Origin of the sequence: Rhodococcus sp. IEGM 1306, assembly GCF_036541985.1 — a bacterium.
GTDB lineage: Bacteria > Actinomycetota > Actinomycetes > Mycobacteriales > Mycobacteriaceae > Rhodococcus_F > Rhodococcus_F qingshengii.
This window is the reverse complement of sequence record NZ_JAZHFF010000003.1, coordinates 427892-444189: the sequence shown is the minus strand read 5'-3', so window position 1 is coordinate 444189 and position 16298 is coordinate 427892. Positions and strand designations below refer to the sequence as shown.

At 63.3% G+C, this 16298-nt stretch carries 16 protein-coding genes; 9 read left to right on the top strand and 7 right to left on the bottom strand.

Annotated elements, in window-relative coordinates; genetic code table 11:
* Window positions 1-72 precede the first annotated feature (72 nt).
* Both V3587_RS11605 and V3587_RS11600 read left to right on the top strand, forming a co-directional pair.
* Entirely contained in the window at window positions 73-702 is a 630-nt protein-coding gene (locus V3587_RS11605; RefSeq protein WP_095970884.1) for a carbonic anhydrase, read from the top strand.
* Between the two features lie 97 nt (window positions 703-799).
* On the top strand, window positions 800-1546 hold the full coding sequence (locus V3587_RS11600; RefSeq protein ID WP_095970885.1) for a DUF4232 domain-containing protein: 747 nt from the start codon (window positions 800-802) through the stop codon (window positions 1544-1546).
* Window positions 1547-1567: 21 nt separating this feature from the next.
* Here the strand turns inward: V3587_RS11600 and disA are convergent, their stop codons facing one another.
* Window positions 1568-2653: a DNA integrity scanning diadenylate cyclase DisA gene (gene disA / locus V3587_RS11595; RefSeq protein WP_024487741.1), complete on the bottom strand. Its 1086-nt coding sequence runs from the start codon at window positions 2651-2653 to the stop codon at window positions 1568-1570.
* A gap of 96 nt (window positions 2654-2749) precedes the next feature.
* Between disA and V3587_RS11590 the strand changes: the two genes are divergently transcribed.
* The gene (locus V3587_RS11590) at window positions 2750-3310 is read left to right on the top strand and encodes a PaaI family thioesterase (protein WP_095970886.1); all 561 of its coding nucleotides are present in this window, start codon (window positions 2750-2752) and stop codon (window positions 3308-3310) included.
* Between the two features lie 23 nt (window positions 3311-3333).
* On the opposite strand, the gene radA is transcribed toward V3587_RS11590, so the two are convergent.
* The gene (gene radA / locus V3587_RS11585; protein ID WP_003945739.1) at window positions 3334-4767 is read right to left on the bottom strand and encodes a DNA repair protein RadA; all 1434 of its coding nucleotides are present in this window, start codon (window positions 4765-4767) and stop codon (window positions 3334-3336) included.
* A gap of 98 nt (window positions 4768-4865) precedes the next feature.
* On the bottom strand, window positions 4866-5501 hold the full coding sequence (locus V3587_RS11580; RefSeq protein WP_095970887.1) for a copper chaperone PCu(A)C: 636 nt from the start codon (window positions 5499-5501) through the stop codon (window positions 4866-4868).
* Between the two features lie 265 nt (window positions 5502-5766).
* Here V3587_RS11580 and carD point away from each other — a divergent pair, with 265 nt between their 5' ends.
* The 5 genes from carD to rlmB are packed head-to-tail and all read left to right on the top strand — an operon-like array spanning window position 5767 to window position 9833.
* Window positions 5767-6255 carry an RNA polymerase-binding transcription factor CarD gene (gene carD / locus V3587_RS11575; RefSeq protein ID WP_003945666.1) on the top strand — a complete coding sequence of 163 codons (489 nt, stop codon included), beginning with the start codon at window positions 5767-5769 and terminating at the stop codon, window positions 6253-6255.
* A 22-nt stretch (window positions 6256-6277) separates the two neighbouring features.
* A complete protein-coding gene (gene ispD / locus V3587_RS11570) occupies window positions 6278-6976 on the top strand; it encodes a 2-C-methyl-D-erythritol 4-phosphate cytidylyltransferase (protein ID WP_166810764.1) in 699 nt (232 codons plus the stop codon).
* Window positions 6977-7453 (top strand): 2-C-methyl-D-erythritol 2,4-cyclodiphosphate synthase, encoded by a 477-nt coding sequence (gene ispF / locus V3587_RS11565; RefSeq protein ID WP_095970889.1) that lies wholly within the window; start codon window positions 6977-6979, stop codon window positions 7451-7453.
* 11 nt (window positions 7454-7464) lie between these two features.
* Entirely contained in the window at window positions 7465-8859 is a 1395-nt protein-coding gene (gene cysS / locus V3587_RS11560) for a cysteine--tRNA ligase (protein WP_283376516.1), read from the top strand.
* A gap of 2 nt (window positions 8860-8861) precedes the next feature.
* Window positions 8862-9833 (top strand): 23S rRNA (guanosine(2251)-2'-O)-methyltransferase RlmB, encoded by a 972-nt coding sequence (gene rlmB / locus V3587_RS11555; RefSeq protein WP_003945749.1) that lies wholly within the window; start codon window positions 8862-8864, stop codon window positions 9831-9833.
* Window positions 9834-9867: 34 nt separating this feature from the next.
* On the opposite strand, the gene V3587_RS11550 is transcribed toward rlmB, so the two are convergent.
* Both V3587_RS11550 and V3587_RS11545 read right to left on the bottom strand, forming a co-directional pair.
* A complete protein-coding gene (locus V3587_RS11550) occupies window positions 9868-11649 on the bottom strand; it encodes an ABC transporter ATP-binding protein (protein ID WP_283376517.1) in 1782 nt (593 codons plus the stop codon).
* Window positions 11646-13274 carry an ABC transporter transmembrane domain-containing protein gene (locus tag V3587_RS11545; protein WP_283376518.1) on the bottom strand — a complete coding sequence of 543 codons (1629 nt, stop codon included), beginning with the start codon at window positions 13272-13274 and terminating at the stop codon, window positions 11646-11648. The genes V3587_RS11550 and V3587_RS11545 overlap by 4 nt, the downstream gene beginning before the upstream one ends.
* Before the next feature lie 200 nt (window positions 13275-13474).
* Here V3587_RS11545 and V3587_RS11540 point away from each other — a divergent pair, with 200 nt between their 5' ends.
* Window positions 13475-14464, top strand: coding sequence for an iron-siderophore ABC transporter substrate-binding protein (locus V3587_RS11540; protein WP_283376519.1), 990 nt, complete (start codon window positions 13475-13477; stop codon window positions 14462-14464).
* Window positions 14465-14536: 72 nt separating this feature from the next.
* Here the strand turns inward: V3587_RS11540 and V3587_RS11535 are convergent, their stop codons facing one another.
* Together V3587_RS11535 and V3587_RS11530 are read right to left on the bottom strand one after the other, a co-directional pair.
* On the bottom strand, window positions 14537-15334 hold the full coding sequence (locus tag V3587_RS11535) for a helix-turn-helix domain-containing protein (protein ID WP_020968391.1): 798 nt from the start codon (window positions 15332-15334) through the stop codon (window positions 14537-14539).
* 180 nt (window positions 15335-15514) lie between these two features.
* On the bottom strand, window positions 15515-16234 hold the full coding sequence (locus V3587_RS11530; protein WP_003945935.1) for a hypothetical protein: 720 nt from the start codon (window positions 16232-16234) through the stop codon (window positions 15515-15517).
* Window positions 16235-16298 lie beyond the last annotated feature (64 nt).

The following is a 16298-nucleotide window of genomic DNA, read 5'->3' as shown; positions in this document are numbered from 1 at the left end:
GCGGAGCTTCCGTTTGCGTCTACGCAACCTTCCCGGCGAGAGCCCGAAATGCGACGGGTGCACAATGAGGGAATGCCACGATCAAGCCCCATTTCCGCTTGGAAGTCCCTTCGCGAAGGCAACGAGCGATTTGTCAACGACGCGTCCATTCACCCCAGCCAGGGAATCGCCGATCGCGCGAAGCTGGTCAACGCACAGCACCCCACTGCGGTGTTGTTCGGTTGCGGTGATTCGCGCGTAGCCGCCGAGATCATCTTCGACCAGGGCCTCGGCGACATGTTCGTCGTACGCACGGCAGGTCATGTGCTCGACGATTCGGTGCTCGGTTCGATCGAGTACGCCGTTCACGTGCTCAACGTGCCGCTCATCGTCGTCCTCGGGCACGACGGTTGCGGTGCCGTGAAGGCAACGCTCGACGCCCTGGACAAGGGCGCGGTCCCCGACGGCTTCATCCGCAGCGTGGTCGAGCGCGTTGCTCCGTCCATCCTGATGGGCCGCAACGAAGGCTTGTCCACCGTCGACGAACTCGAAGGTCGTCACGTCGTGGAGACCGGCTCGTTGATCATGCAGAGGTCGCGGATCATCGCCGACAAGGTGGACAAGGGTGCGTGCGCGATCGTCGGCGTCACGTACACATTGTCCGACGGTCACATGCGTGTTCAGGGCGCTGTCGGCGACATCGGCGAGAGCGTCGAGGGTTAGATCTTCCGGGGCAGTGATCCCTGGCACCGGACAATGGGTACCGACACGCCGTCTCAGCTGACGGTTAGTCGACCCTGAGCCAACTACCGTTGAGTCCGTGTTGGAACCGAATGGACCACTGCCCCCTGAGATCTACTGGCGTCGCCGGGCGCTGGCCATTGGTGCCGCCGTTATTGCGCTGGCGTTGATCATCTGGGCGGCGTCCGCCCTCTTCGGCGGTGGAAGTGATACCCCGGAGGCCGATTCGGCCGCTGCGAGTTCCTCGCTGACAACAGACGTCTCCTTCACCCCCAACCCTTCCGGATCCAACGCACCGGACGGTGGCGGTGGCTCGGGTGGCGGTGCTGCCGGTGGTTCGGGCGGCTCGGGCACGCAGGCTTCGGGATCTTCTTCGTCGTCTTCGTCTTCGTCGACCACCACCGGGGCTCCGGTCCCGGCCGGTCAGTGTGCCGACTCGTCGCTGGCAGTCAAGGCAACCGCAGACAAGGCGACCTTTGCTCCCGGCGAAGAGCCGTCGTTCACGATCGTCATCACCAACATCGGTTCGGCACCCTGCGATCGAGATCTGGCGGGCGGCCTTCAGCAGGTGCTCGTCTACAGCATCGACGGCAAGACCCGTCTGTGGTCCAACGTCGACTGCTACCCGCAGCCCGCAGCCGACGTGCGCAATCTCGCTCCGGGTGAGCAAGCCGCGTTCAAGGTCGCCTGGTCGGCAACGACGTCGACCCCCGAGTGCGCGACCGCGCAGAACCCCGAGCGCAATCCGGTGGGCGCAGGCGCGTACACGGTTGTCGGTCAGCTCGGCGCACTGCGAAGCTCTCCGGAGCCGTTCAACATCGCGTGAGAGCGAGCCTGACCGGGCCCGCTAGTTGAACGATCCGGTGATCGACGTTTCCGCGAGCCGGGAAAGTCCTTCACGGATGTGACGGGCCCACAGCCCGCCGATGCCCTCGACCGACTGCAGATCGGCGGCCGTAGCGGCCAGCAGCGACTGAAGAGTGCCGAAGGATCCGACCAACCGGTGAATCTGATGGAACTGCAATCGAGGCACCCTCATCAGCACGCGGTATCCGCGAGGGGTCATCGGAGTGTCGAGTGCTTCGATCGTGCCCGGATAACCGAGAACCCGCGCAAGTGTCGTGAGATCGAGGAGGTCGGCGTCGGTGACGCGATCGAGTGCGACGAGGACGTTGTCCATCGCCGCGGTGCCGATCGGTTCGGGACCGGCCAGGTAGTCCCGAACGATCAGTTGGCGTGCAATGTCGTTGTCGCCGACCAGTTCCTCGAGCTGCAATGCAAGCTGGCGACCGTCGGTGCCGAGCTCGAGGACGTCCTGCTCGATCTCGATCGACACACGGCGAACCATTTCGAGCCGCTGCACGACTGTCAACGCGTCGCGCAGGGTCACGAAATCCTCGATCTCGACGACCGACAGTTGCCGTGTCACTTCGTCGAGTCGCGCTTTGTATCGTTCGAGCGTGGCGACGGCCTGGTTGGCACGCGAAAGTATGGTGGCCGATCCGTCGATGACATGCCGGATACCGCCGACGTACACACTGACGATCGACATCGACTGGCTGACCGAGACCACGGGATAGCCGGTTTGAATTGCCGTGCGCTCGGCGGCGCGGTGCCTGGTACCGGATTCGACGGTGGGAATCTTGTGATCGGGAACGAGCTGGACGTTGGCACGCACGATGCGTGTGCCGTCGGTCGAGAGGACGACCGCGCCGTCCATCTTCGAGAGTTCACGCAAGCGCGTCGGGGCGAACTCCACGTCCAGATTGAATCCGCCGTCACACAGCGCTTCCATCTCCTCGTCGTATCCGAGGACGATCAGCGCGCCGGTACGACCGCGAAGTATGCGTTCGAGCCCGTCTCGCAGCGCGGTACCCGGCGCCAACCTGGCGATGGTCTCTCGCAATGCCGACGACGACTGTGTGTCCGCCATCGCACTGATCATTGAGAAACTCCCTGCTGAGGTCGATGTCACTTCGGTCGGGTCCGATGCCTGCGCCGGACTGATCCCCGTTTAGATTACCTATCCATGAGTAGTACCTGGACCCTGCCTGACGACCTGACCCTCCCGGAGCCGACCGAATTCTTTCCGGCCGCCGGCGAGAAGCTGCCTCAGCACTGGTCGAAATGCTTCGGCTGCGGCGACGACCAGCCTGCGGGAATGGCGATGAGTTTCAGGGCCGGCAACGGGCTGGAAGTGACCGGTCGTCTGGAGGTCGCCAAGAAGTATCAGGGCGGTCCGGGTGTCATTCACGGCGGCATTCTGTCGACGGCATTCGACGAGGCTCAGGGCATGGCATGCATGGCTCTCGGCTCGCCGGTGGTGACCGGGCACCTCGAGATCGACTTCGCCCGACCGATCCCGCTGGGATCGGTGCTCGAATTCCGGGCTCGCATCGACGGGGTTTTGCGCCGCAAGGTCTACACCAGCGCGGAAGCAGTGATCGTCGAAGGCCCGACAGCGGATCCGGACACGGTGGTGGGAACCTCCCGAGGACTGTTCCTGACCATCACCCCGGAACACTTCGCCAAGACCAAGGAGTTCGTGGACGGCGAACCGACTTCTCCGTTCGGCACCTCGTCGGTCTGACGCGGTAGTCGGACGCAAGTCGGTCATTTCACCGGAGTGAGCTTGGGGCGAGACGGGGCTTGTTTGCCGCCCATCAATCCGGCATAGGCGAGTGCCTCGGCCAGGTTCGCTACTTCGTTGACGCGCATGCCGGGAATGTTCGGGCCGGAATCGACCGGCACGATGGCGCTGGTGAATCCCAATCGGGCAGCTTCGATCAGCCGCCGGTTGACGCCGGCAACTCGTCGAACCTCTCCGGCGAGTCCGACCTCGCCGAGGATGACGAGCCCTTTGGGGACGGGTTTGGCTTTCACCGCGGAAGCGACCGCTATGGCGAGAGCCAGATCGGCACCCGGCTCGGTCATTCGCATACCGCCGACGGTCGCGGCGTAGACGTCGGCCTTCGAGATCGACACTCCGACGCGGCGCTCCAACACGGCCAGAACCATGGCCACACGGGCGGTGTCGAGCCCGCTGACGGCTCGGCGAGGTGTCGGTAGAGGCGTGGCGGCGACGAGGGCCTGAACTTCACCGAGTAGAGGTCGCTTACCGTCCATCATCACTGTGACTGCAGTGCCTTCCACGGCTTCTTCACGGTGATGCAGGAACAGGCCGGACGGATCGCTGATCTCGTTGATGCCCTGCTCGCTGAGTTCGAAGCATCCCACTTCGTCGGCCGCACCGAATCTGTTCTTGACGCCGCGGACCATGCGCAGGGTGGAGTGCTTGTCACCTTCGAAGTGCAGAACCACGTCCACGAGATGCTCGAGCGAGCGCGGACCGGCGACGGCGCCGTCCTTGGTGACGTGGCCGATCAGAAGCACCGGGATTCCGCTGGCCTTTGCCAGGGAGGTCAGGGCGCTGGTGACGGCCTTGACCTGAGTCACGCCGCCGACGACTCCGTCGACGTCGGCAGCAAGCATCGTCTGCACCGAGTCGACGATGACCAGGGTCGGCTTGACCTGCTCGATGTGGCCGAGAATGGTCGCGAGATCGGATTCTGCCGCCAGATACATTCGTTCGTGGACAGAGTTGGTGCGATCTGCCCGAAGTCGAACCTGACCGGCAGACTCCTCGCCCGTGACATACAAGGCTCGATCATCCGCGCTGCGCATCGCCCAGCGGTAGACGACCTCGAGAAGTAGCGTGGATTTTCCGACACCGGGTTCTCCGGCGAGCAGAACCACCGAACCAGGTACGACGCCACCGCCGAGCACACGGTCCAACTCGCCGATCCCGGTGGGCTTGGCCTGCGTCGAGGTGCTGTCGATCTGTGTCAACGGTGTGGCCGGCGTCGTCGGTAGCACGGCGCTTGATCCCGCTTTCGCGAGTGAGGCGCCGGCGCGGCTGGCGACGGGTGCCACTACAGCGACCTCGGTCATCGAGCCCCACGAATCGCAGTCCGGACATCTACCGACCCATTTGGGCACTACCGACTGGCATTCGGAGCAGCGGTAGTTCGATTTCACTTTGGCCACCGGGACAGACTAGAGGCGGGGTCCGACACGGACCCCGCCTCTAGTTCAGTACTGAAGTTGTTCTGCGAAGCGCAATGTGCGCCTTGGTGATTCGGGGCTCAGTGCCCGGCTTCTGCAACGTCAGGCGACTTGTCCGACTCGTTGCGCTCGAGCTGCGGGCCGGCGTCGACAGGCACGTCGACGGTGACCGAACCGGCCTTCTCGAACTTGAAGGTGATCGGGACGGTCAGGCCCGGGCGAACGCCCGCCTTGATGTCCTGGAGAACGACGAGAGTGAGCGCAGCGGGTGCGTCGTCGTTCTCTTCGTTGTTCTTGATCTGGGTCTCGGCCTCGGTCGCGGCACCTTCGCCTGCGGGCAACTGGCCGGCCTGCAGCGACGTCTGCGGCTTGATCGTCAGGCCGCCGACCTCTTCACCTGCGACGACGCGTGCTGCGTAGTCGGTGGTGATGCTGACGAGCTTGTCCGTGGTCTCGGCGCTGTCGTTCACGATGCTGAAGGCGAGCACGGCGTTGCCGCCCGGCTCGATGCTGTACTCCTCGGACGAGGGGTACGCGATGTGCACGTTGCGCAGTGCGATCTCACCGAGGTCGGCGCTGTTGCCGTTCACGGCGGCCTGCTGGACGGCGGTCTGGCTCACCTGTCCGGAACCGCAAGCGGACAGCGCGATGGCTGCGCCTGCAGCCAGTGCAATGGCGGTAGCGACTCGACGAGTCGGCTTACGGATAGCAGTCACGATTTGTCCTCCACGGCGTCAGGTTCGCACTCCACTAGGCAGAGTAGTAGATAAGGTCCCGCGGGCTGGCCGTCGGGTCGCCACAACGGTTGTCTGCGTGGGCTTTCAGTCGGTTACGCAGGGGTGCTCCAGACCAGTTGAATGCACGTACAACAAGCCCTGTCAACCCCTACGCTCGAGCAAGGATGCCCCTGACCTGCACAGTTGATGAGTGGTCGGTTCTTTCACGTGTTAAACTAGTGGAATCGAAAGGGGCACGGGACACATGATTTTCAAGGTCGGAGACACCGTCGTATACCCCCATCACGGTGCGGCGCTGATCGAAGCTATCGAAACCCGCACCATCAAGGGTGAGCAGAAGGAATACCTGGTTCTGAAGGTCGCTCAAGGCGATCTCACAGTACGGGTTCCTGCAGACAACGCAGAGTACGTCGGAGTTCGTGACGTGGTCGGCCAAGAAGGCCTCGACAAGGTTTTCCAGGTTCTGCGAGCACCGCACACCGAAGAGCCCACCAACTGGTCTCGTCGATACAAGGCAAATCTCGAGAAGCTTGCCTCAGGTGACGTGAACAAGGTTGCAGAAGTTGTACGTGACCTGTGGCGTCGTGAGCAGGACCGCGGACTTTCCGCTGGTGAGAAGCGCATGCTCGCCAAGGCTCGTCAGATTCTCGTCGGAGAGCTCGCGCTCGCCGAGGGCACTGACACCGAGAAGGCAGAGACCATTCTCGACGAGGTCCTCGCGGCCGCGTCCTGACTGCAACTCAACAAAGCTGACAGTGGCAGTAGTAGCCCTGGTACCTGCCGCAGGTCGGGGAGTGCGATTGGGTGAGAAAGTGCCCAAGGCATTTGTCGAACTCGGTGGGTGCACCATGCTTGCACGCGCGGTCGATGGACTCCGGAAATCCGGGGCGATCGACCGCGTTGTTGTCATTGTGCCGCCTGAGCTGGTCGAATCCGTCGTAGCCGACCTCGGTCGTGCAGCGGACGTCGACGTCGTCGGCGGTGGTGACGAAAGAACCGATTCGGTTCGTGCCGGCCTCAGTGCGGCAGGCGATGCAGATTTCGTTCTCGTGCACGACGCTGCGCGGGCATTGACACCGCCGGAGTTGATCGCGCGCGTCGTCGACACCCTCCGAGCGGGCAGCTCCGCGGTCATCCCGGTACTCCCGGTTACCGACACGATCAAGTCGGTCGACGTGCTCGGCGCAGTCACCGGTACGCCTCTGCGTTCGGAGCTGCGTGCGGTGCAAACTCCTCAGGGCTTCTCCACCGACGTCCTGCGCAGTGCGTACGAAGCCGGTGACGTCGCCGCGACCGACGACGCCGCTCTGGTCGAGCGTCTCGGTGTCTCGGTACAGACGATTCCCGGCGACGCTCTCGCCTTCAAGATCACCACTCCGTTCGACCTGGTCCTGGCACGGGCGCTCCTGAGCTCGGAGACAGAGTTGAGCGTGGATTCACAGGACGGAAATTAGATGCGCGTCGGTCTCGGCACGGATGTTCATCCCATCGAGGTCGGTCGTCCTTGCTGGATGGCCGGGTTGCTGTTCGAGGAAGCTGACGGGTGCTCGGGCCATTCGGACGGCGACGTAGCCGTCCACGCTCTGTGTGACGCGTTGCTCTCTGCGGCGGGCCTCGGTGACCTCGGTTCGGTTTTCGGCACCGGCAGGCCCGAATGGGACGGCGTGAGCGGCGCTCGAATGCTTGCCGAGGTTCGCAGACTGCTCGAAGAGAACCAGTTCACCGTCGGCAACGCAGCGGTGCAGGTCATCGGCAACCGGCCGAAGATCGGGCCGCGACGCGACGAGGCACAGAGGGTGCTCTCGGACATCCTCGGCGCACCTGTTTCGGTGTCCGCGACCACTACCGACGGCCTCGGCTTGACCGGTCGCGGCGAGGGGATCGCCGCCATGGCCACCGCGTTGGTCATGACAACCGAACACGACAGGTAAGATCGCTGGTCGTGACCCTGCGCCTATACGACACCGGTACGCGGGCCCTTCGGGATTTTGTTCCGTTGGCCCCCGGACATGCATCGGTGTACCTGTGTGGGGCGACAGTTCAGGGTGACCCTCACATCGGACACGTTCGCAGCGGCGTCGCTTTCGACGTGCTGCGACGCTGGCTGTTGGCGCACGGCAACGACGTTGCCTTCGTGCGCAACGTGACGGACATCGACGACAAGATTCTCAACAAGGCCGCCGACGCCGGTCGGCCTTGGTGGGAGTGGGCGACGACGTTCGAGCGTTCGTTCACGTGGGCCTACGACCAACTGGGTGTGCTGCCGCCGTCCATCGAGCCACGGGCCACCGGTCACGTGACGCAGATGGTCGAGATGATGGAACGCCTGATCGAGAACGGTCACGCGTACGCGGCGGGCGGCGACGTCTACTTCGACGTGCAGAGCTATCCCGAGTACGGCGCACTGTCCGGCCACAAACTCGACGACGTTCATCAGGGCGAGAGTACTGCCGAGGGAAAGCGTGATCCTCGCGACTTCACACTCTGGAAGGCAGTGAAGCCCGGTGAGCCCTCGTGGCCGACACCGTGGGGACCCGGCCGTCCGGGCTGGCACCTCGAGTGCTCGGCCATGGCGGAGTTCTACCTCGGGGCGGCATTCGACATCCATTGTGGTGGGCGCGATCTCGTCTTCCCGCACCACGAGAACGAAATTGCGCAGGCCAAGTGTGCCGGCGACGATTTCGCTCAGTACTGGTTGCACAACGGCTGGGTCACGATGAGTGGCGAGAAGATGTCCAAGTCGTTGGGCAATGTTCTCTCGGTGCCGAACGTGCTCAAGAAGGTTCGTCCGCAAGAACTTCGGTACTACCTCGGTAGTGCGCACTACCGTTCCAATCTCGAGTACTCGGACGAGGCGTTGGACGAAAGCGCGAAGTCCTACCAGGGGCTGGAGTCGTTCGTCCTGCGCACACACAAGCGTGCGGGTGGCGTCGAACTCGGCACGTGGACCGAAGGTTTCGCGGCGGCTCTCGACAACGACTTGTCGGTGCCGATCGCGTTGGCCGAGATTCACGGCAAGGCGAGCGAAGGTAATTCCGCGCTCGCTGCCGGTGATCTCGACGCGGCTCGGGTGGCTGCCGGTCAGGTGCGGGCCATGCTCGCGATCCTGGGCGTCGACCCACTCGACGCGCATTGGACGCAGTCCGGTGGCGACACCGAGACGGCAATGGAAGCTTTGGACGTGTTGGTGCGGGCCGATCTCGATCGTCGGCAGCAGGCACGTACGGAAAAGAACTGGGCGGTGGCGGACGAGGTCCGCGATCGCCTCATCAAGGCGGGTATCGAAGTAACCGATACTCCCGACGGACCCGAATGGTCCCTTAAGGCAGGGCAGTAACAATGGCTGGAAACTCGAGCAGGCGCGGCGCAGTCCGTAAGGGCGGCACCAAGAAGGGCCAGGTTGCCGGTTCCGGCGGTAAGCACCGTCGCGGTCTCGAAGGGCGTGGCGCTACGCCGCCCGCCGAGGCACGCACCAAGCATCCCGCGGCAAAGCGTGCAGCGCGCGCCGCACGTGCCGACGAGAAGCAGGGCCGCGGTGGCCGTCCGGGTCCGGGCCGCAAGGTTCTCGACGGTCCCGAAACAGTGCTCGGACGCAACCCGGTGGTCGAGTGCCTACGCGCCGGCGTTCCGGCGACGGCACTGTGGGTCGCCGTCGGCACCGAGAGCGACGATCGACTGAAGGAATCCGTTCAGCTCGCTGCGGACGCCGGCATCTCCATTCTCGAGGTGCCCCGCACCGATCTGGATCGCCTCAGCGCCAACGGTCTTCACCAGGGCATCGCCCTGCAGGTTCCGCCGTACCGCTACGCGCACCCGGACGATCTTCTGTCCGAGGCACGCAAGCACGCCGAGCCGCCGCTGCTCGTCGCGCTGGACAACATCACCGATCCCCGCAACCTGGGTGCCGTTGTGCGCTCGGTCGCAGCTTTCGGTGGACACGGCGTCGTGATTCCGGAGCGTCGCAGCGCGAGCGTGAGTGCTGTCGCTTGGCGTACCAGCGCCGGTGCTGCCGCTCGTCTGCCGATCGCTCGGGCCACCAACCTCACTCGTACGCTCAAGGACTGGGCGTCGAAGGGTGTTCAGGTCGTCGGTCTCGACGCCGAAGGTGACACGACCCTCGACGATTTCGACGGCAGCGGTCCCGTGGTGATCGTTGTCGGTTCCGAGGGCAAGGGCCTTTCGCGCCTCGTCCGCGAGAACTGCGACGCGATCCTGTCCATTCCGATGGCCGGTCCGGTCGAGTCGCTCAACGCCTCGGTTGCTGCCGGAGTCGTCCTGGCGGACATCGCCCGCAGGCGTCGTAGCAGCTGAGTTGTAACGGCTTTCAGGTGAGCCTGGCGGGCATCTAGCTCCGTACCGACCAGGCTTCCCAGAGCGCAGCGTAGGAACCGTCCGCGCCGATCAGTTCGTCATGTGTCCCGCTCTCGACTACGCGGCCACCGCTCATGACGAGTATCCGATCGGCGCGGACTGCTTGGCTCAGGCGGTGCGCTATCACCACGGCAGTCCTGCCGCTGACCGCAAGCTCGGCTGCCTGATCGAGAAGACCTGCTGCGGTGGTTCCGGCTTCGGCGGTCGCCTCGTCGAGGATCACGACTGGCGGATCGAGCAGAGCCAGTCGGACGAGGGCTATGTGCTGTGCCTGCGCCGCCGTCAACTGGTACCCGCCGGCCCCGACCCTGGTCTCGAGCCCGTCCGGAAGCTCGTGAATCCATTGAGCTTTCATTCCTTCGACGGCTTCGACGATCTTCGCGTCGTCCGAATCTGGTGCACACAACCGGAGATCGTCGGCGATCGTCCCGACGAATACGTGAACTTCCTGGCTGACCAGGACGACTTTGTGTCGAAGTTCGGCGTCACTCAGGTCGTCAATCGGTGTGCCGTCGACGGTGATTCGCCCGTTCCCGACGGGAATGATGCCGGCAATCAGTTTGGCGAGTGTGGTTTTTCCGGCACCACTGCTGCCGACGACGGCGATTCGTTCCCCCGGTGCAATCGAGATCGAGATCGAATCGATCACCGGGGTGGACTGGTCGTACGAGTACGAAACCCGGTCCACCTCGACGCCGATGGGTTCGGATCGAGCCGAGACAGGAATGCTCGCGGGACGCCCCGGCATCGCGGTGACGCCGATCAGGCGAGCCAGGCTGGCACCCGCATCCTGCAATTCGTCGATGTTCGAGAGAAATACCGCGATGGGGCTGAACAGACTGTGGAAGTAGAGGGCAGCGGCGGTAGCGGCCCCGATGGACACCGATCCCGTGGTCACGAGCCAGTAGCCGACGCTCAGGACCGCGGCGAGCCCGAGCAGTTCGGCGCCGTTGAGTTGGGCGAAGAAGTTGGTACGCAATCGAACTGCCTGCATGTCGAAGCTGATGGCATGCTCGGACGTCGCGGCGATTCGACCGATGTGCTCGTCAGTTCTCCGCAGGGCAGTGACAGTGCCTGCGCCACCGAGGGTTTCGATGAGCTGCTGCCCTCGCCTGGCCTGCGCGGCGCGAGAGTGTCGGTAGACGGGTCCGGAGCGTCGGAGGAAATGTCGGAGAGCGAAATAATGAATCGGCGCAACGGCAACGATTGCCACGGTGAAGCGCCAATCGATCACTCCCACACCGACAAGCGTCAATGAAATCATGAACAGGGCAGACACCGTTGCGGGCAGCACCCGGGCGATGACAGTGTTGACCGCTTCGACATCACCCGAGACCCGAGAAATCAGATCACCGGTTCCGGCATCCTCGACCAGCGATGACGGTTGCGCGAGCGTAGCGGCGAACACGTCTTCCCGAAGATCGGCCAGCACGTTCTGCGCGACATTCGCGAGAAGCTGTGTGCTCCACCAGGTCAGCGCAACTCCGGCCGCCGCTGCACCGAGCATGAACGCGGTGATGCGCAGGAGCGCGGCAAATGGTTTGCCCTCTGTGACCGCATCGACCATGAGTCCGAGCAACGCCGGGGTGGACAATCCGCAGGCTGTGGCGGAGAGAAGTACGACGGTCGTGAGTGCGAGCGCTCGCCTACGTGGCCGAAGCAGTGCCATCAATGCGCGGACGGTCTGCTTGGTCGACGCGATCGGCAGGGCAGATGCAGGCGGAACAACAGATGCATCCGGAAGGGTATCGGTCACAGTGAGTCTCCTTCCCGAGCGTCGTCGTCGATCGTGACGACACGGTCACACGAATGGAGCAAGGTCGGACTCGAGGTGATCACCAGTATGGCCTTGTCGGGAAAGTTTCTCAGCGAGTGTGCAATTCGATGCTCGGTGACAGAATCCACGGAAGTGGTGGGTTCGTGAAGGACCAGGATCGGCTGCGGTTGATGGAGAGCGCGGGCGAGAAGTAGTCGTTGGCGCTGTCCTCCGGAGAGCTTCTTTCCCTGTTCACCGACCTCGGAGTGGTGTCCGTCGGGCAGATGTGTCAACACGTCGTCGAGCGCCGATGACGTCATTGCCGACGAGTCGACGCTCGGTGCTGCCAGATTGTCGAAGACGGTACCGGTGAACACGGTTCCTTCATGGGCGGAGACGAACACCTGATCGCGAACTGCGTCCGGACCGAGTTCGGTTGCATCGGTGCCGAATACGAAATATCGGTTGCGGCCCAGCGGCGTCTGAAAGGCGAGTTGCAGTGCCAGTCGGTGAGCGGAATCGTCAGCGCGCACGCCCACCACTTCTCCGCGGCGAGCCGAGACGACCGTTCCGTTGTCGGTCGAAATCAGCAGGGCGTCTTCACTTCTGTCGGAGTCGATCGCGGCCGTGGAGGGCAGCGATTCGATCAGGTGTGGCTCGGCCAGCAGTTCTGACAGTCTGCGCGCGGAGCCTCGCTTTGCGGCGAGTTCGGCACCGAAGAATCCCAGCGTTTCCATCGGCCCGGCAATCACCCTGCTCAGTCCGACCACGGTGACGAAGTTGCCCACGGTGATCGTGCCTTGATGCGCCATCCACGCCGCCCCCAAGGCGACCGACGCCAGTACCAACGCGGAGACCCCGGAATTCAGCGCGGTCAGGCTGGACATCGCTCGGACCGTCCGGATCGCTGCCTTCATGGATTCGCGGCTTGCGTGCACGTAGCGCGACAGTGCGGTGGGTTCGGCCCCGAAACCTTTCAGTACCCGCAGGCCCAGCGTGAAATCCGTTGCCAGCGTTCCTGCCTCGGCTGCCTTCTTCTGCTCTGCATACACGCGCTCGTCCAGCGGACCGCTGATCTTGTGGATGAAGGCGAGTTGCGCAGCCGTGATGAGAACGACGATCAGCGCGAGCGGCCAGGAGACGAAGGCAAGCGAAATCACTGCCGCGGCGAGCCCTGCGAAAGCCGAGCCCTGCTCGGCGACAACCCAGGAAAAGCCCGAGACGTGTGAGGCATCCGAGGTGGAGATGGTGAGAACTTCACCCGTCGAACGCTGAGCTTGCATGCCCCTGGCGTCGAGTACCCGTCTGGCTGCATTCAGTCGTAGGTCGTGTTCGCCGTAGACGAAGACCTGTGTGTTCAGGCGAACCGCGATGCGCCACGACAGAGCAAGTCCGACGAACAGAGAACACAGCACCGCAAGCCACACGAGAAGTGCTGTGCTGTCGGACTTTCCGATTGCCCGGTCGACGACGGTGCCGATCAGCACCGGAATGAGGGCTTGAGCTACCTGATACGACGCCTGCCCTGCGACGGCTGCGACCAACCGCGGTCCGCGTCCGGAGGAGAACGATCCGATTTTGATCATCTCGATCGGACCGGTACGAGTTTCGGGCAGCGCTGACACTCGTGAAACTCCTCGCCCAGATCTGAACACTCGTTGTGCAGTTCTACGGTAGAGCCGGTGTGAGTGCGGAAAGTGCTCGCAGATGCCAAGGGCTACGCGGCAGCGGACAGATGGAGCATCGAGACCCCATTACCGGGATCAGGTCTCGATATACCTGCTTGGTCGAAACAAAGTACGTTTGCGAAGAGAGCTGACAGAAGATGAAAAGCACTATCCGAATAGTGGCTGCGGTGGCCGCAATTGCCCTGCTCGCAGGATGCCAGAGCAGCACCGAGTCAACAGCGTCAGAGGACGCGACGCAGTTGGCCGAGGCCGGCGCGCTGCCCGTTACCGTTGATCATGCGTACGGCTCGACCACCATCGAGGCCGAACCTCAGCGGATCGTGACCATCGGCTGGAACAGCCAGGATTCGGTCCTCGCGCTGGGCAAGACGCCCGTCGCCATGGAGTCGTTCAGTGGGGCAGGCTTGGAGAACGGAATCCTGCCCTGGGACGAAGATTTGTTGGGCGATGTCGAACCCACGTTGCTCGACAGCACTTCCGGTGTGCCGTTCGAGCAGATCCTGGCGTTGGAGCCGGACGTGATCATCGCGGTGGTCTCGGGAATCACCGAAGACGACTATGCACGTCTTTCTCAGATCGCACCCACGATTCCGTTCAAGGAGACCGCATGGGCGACTACGTGGCAGGAGCAGTTGTCGACCATCGGTTCAGTACTCGGACAACCGAAGCGGGCGGCTGAGCTGATCGAGGAAACCGACGATTCCATCGCCGACCTGGCTGCGGGTTCCCCGAATCTGAACGGGAAAACCCTGACCTTCCTGTCGGGAAACATCGACGGCCTCACCAACTACTGCGCTGACGACGGCAGAGTCATCCTGATGTCCCAGCTCGGACTGAAGCAGTCGGCCGGAAGCGCCGAGCTGTGCGGCGACACCCAGGGATCGGTGACTGCGTCGCGCGAACAGTACAACGAACTGGACGCGGACGTGATCGTGCTCAACGACGCGAGTGGTCAGGGGCTCCCCGGGTTGATGGGGGACAAGTTGTTTGCCGACCTGCCGGCAGTCAAGGACGGCAGGCTGATTCAGCAGCTCGGTCTGGCACGAGTCATGGCCTTGGCTTCACCCACGTCGCTGAGCGTCAAATATGCCTTCGCCGAACTGGTCTCGAAGATGAACGGGTTCTGACCAGCTGATGCCTCTGAACGGCTGATGCTTATGAACGGCTGATGCTTATGAACAGCTGATGCTTCTGAACAGCTAGGCCGACAATTCGCACGCGTCCGAGTAATAGTTCTTCGGTGTCCGTCCGGTGACCTTGCGGAACACGCTGGTGAAGGCGCTGGGGGTTTCGTATCCGACGCGACGGCTCACCGTCGAAACGGGAACGCCCGCAGCGAGGTAGGACATCGCGGCGCGGACGCGAACTTGAATTCTCCACTCGGTGAAGGACATCCCCGTGCCCTGAGAGAACACGCGGCTCAGGGTGCGGGGGCTTCCACCGACCACATAGGCCCAATCGGCCAGCCCGCGTTGATCGGCGGGGTCGGCGATCAAGCGGCGTGCAACGGCGAGGGCCCGGGGATCGGCGGGCATCGGCACCGCGACATCGGCCGCCTCGATGGGTGCGAGGGTGTCGAAGACTACTGATTCGGCCCGCAAGCGAGCTTCGGTCGGCATGTTTCGCTGGTGCAGATGGATGAGCATCGTCTTGACCACGTCGTCTATGCCGATGATCGCGGGTTTGGTCCACGGGTGGGGAAACGACTCGGGCCGGAAGTAGGTGAAGCGTGCCTCGGTGGATGCGCCGAGCGTGATGCGACGTGGAGTTCCAGCCGGAATCCACATGCCGACTGTCGGTGGGATCTGCCAACGAACGTCGTCGATATACGCGCTCATCTCTCCGGAAGCGCCCCACAGGAGTTCATGTTCGGGATGGCGGATCTCGCGCCACACCCGCTTCTGATCGCGCCCGATGGTGGACGTGGTCATGGCGAAGGGGAGCGGTACGTACCGGCCTGCCGGCACAGCCCAGTACGGAAATCCTGTGGAACTCATCGGTGGATCATACCGCGAATGACTTAGGTAATGCTTTCCTATTTGGTTCTTTGATGCAGGCGCGACGGAGTGTGATCGCCACAAAAGATCGAGGGTGGCACCGAGTCCGAAGACTCGATGCCACCCTCGAACACATTCCCCGACGGAGTGTTTACAGGTGGAGCAGGCGGAGCGAGTGAATCAGCTGCCGTTGGCCAGGACACCGCTGATGATGTCGGAGATGAAGCCGGCCGGGTTGTCCAGGATGGAGGATCCGGCCGAACCGGTTCCGCCCTCGCCGTCAGAAGAGCCGAAGCCCAGATCTGCCGAGCCCGATGCGGCCGCCTCGCCGGGGTTCTTGGCGCGGATCTTGGCGTAGACGCCGCTGATGTTCTGCTCGGTATTGAACGTCGAGATACCGATCGAGCTCGACATTTCCTGGTACGAGCCGATCGGTGCATCGTCGGCGACGAGGTACTGCGCCTCGATCGTCACGGTCTTGCTTCCGGTGGGTGAGATCAGCCAGCCGGTGCTGGGCACATTCACGGTTCGGGCGGCAGTGTCAACCGAAGGCGTGACGGATTCGGTCTTCTGACCGCCGATCAAGTGCCACGCGTTGACCGTTGCCGTGCCCTGGATGTACTTGAACGTGGCGGGGTAGCGGTCGACGAACTGGTCGACGTAACGCTCGGGGTGGCCTGTGGTGGAGATGACTGTACGCACGGTGACTTTGCCGCCGGGCGCAACTTCGCCGTCGCCGACGATGCTCTTGGTGATCCGGACGTTGGAGGAGTTGACCGTTGCCGCGGACGGGTGGGTGGCATCGGCGCTCGCGGTGCCTGCGGTCATCACGAGTCCGCTGGTTGCAAGTGCAGCGATTGCGATTCCGGTGAGTGTTTTGCGCATTGAAAAACGTGACATGAAATTCTCCGTTCGAGGGGTTCACGCTGACGGCGATGGGATGCCTGTTCAAAGGTTGCGCCGT

Coding starts and splice junctions, on each gene's coding strand:
- disA (WP_024487741.1), bottom strand. CDS start 2,653: ATGGCGGACACACAGTCGTCGTCGGCATTGCGAGAGACCATCGCCAGG.
- V3587_RS11540 (WP_283376519.1), top strand. CDS start 13,475: ATGAAAAGCACTATCCGAATAGTGGCTGCGGTGGCCGCAATTGCCCTG.
- V3587_RS11530 (WP_003945935.1), bottom strand. CDS start 16,234: ATGTCACGTTTTTCAATGCGCAAAACACTCACCGGAATCGCAATCGCT.
- V3587_RS11590 (WP_095970886.1), top strand. CDS start 2,750: ATGAGTAGTACCTGGACCCTGCCTGACGACCTGACCCTCCCGGAGCCG.
- ispF (WP_095970889.1), top strand. CDS start 6,977: ATGCGCGTCGGTCTCGGCACGGATGTTCATCCCATCGAGGTCGGTCGT.
- carD (WP_003945666.1), top strand. CDS start 5,767: ATGATTTTCAAGGTCGGAGACACCGTCGTATACCCCCATCACGGTGCG.
- rlmB (WP_003945749.1), top strand. CDS start 8,862: ATGGCTGGAAACTCGAGCAGGCGCGGCGCAGTCCGTAAGGGCGGCACC.
- V3587_RS11535 (WP_020968391.1), bottom strand. CDS start 15,334: ATGAGTTCCACAGGATTTCCGTACTGGGCTGTGCCGGCAGGCCGGTAC.
- V3587_RS11605 (WP_095970884.1), top strand. CDS start 73: ATGCCACGATCAAGCCCCATTTCCGCTTGGAAGTCCCTTCGCGAAGGC.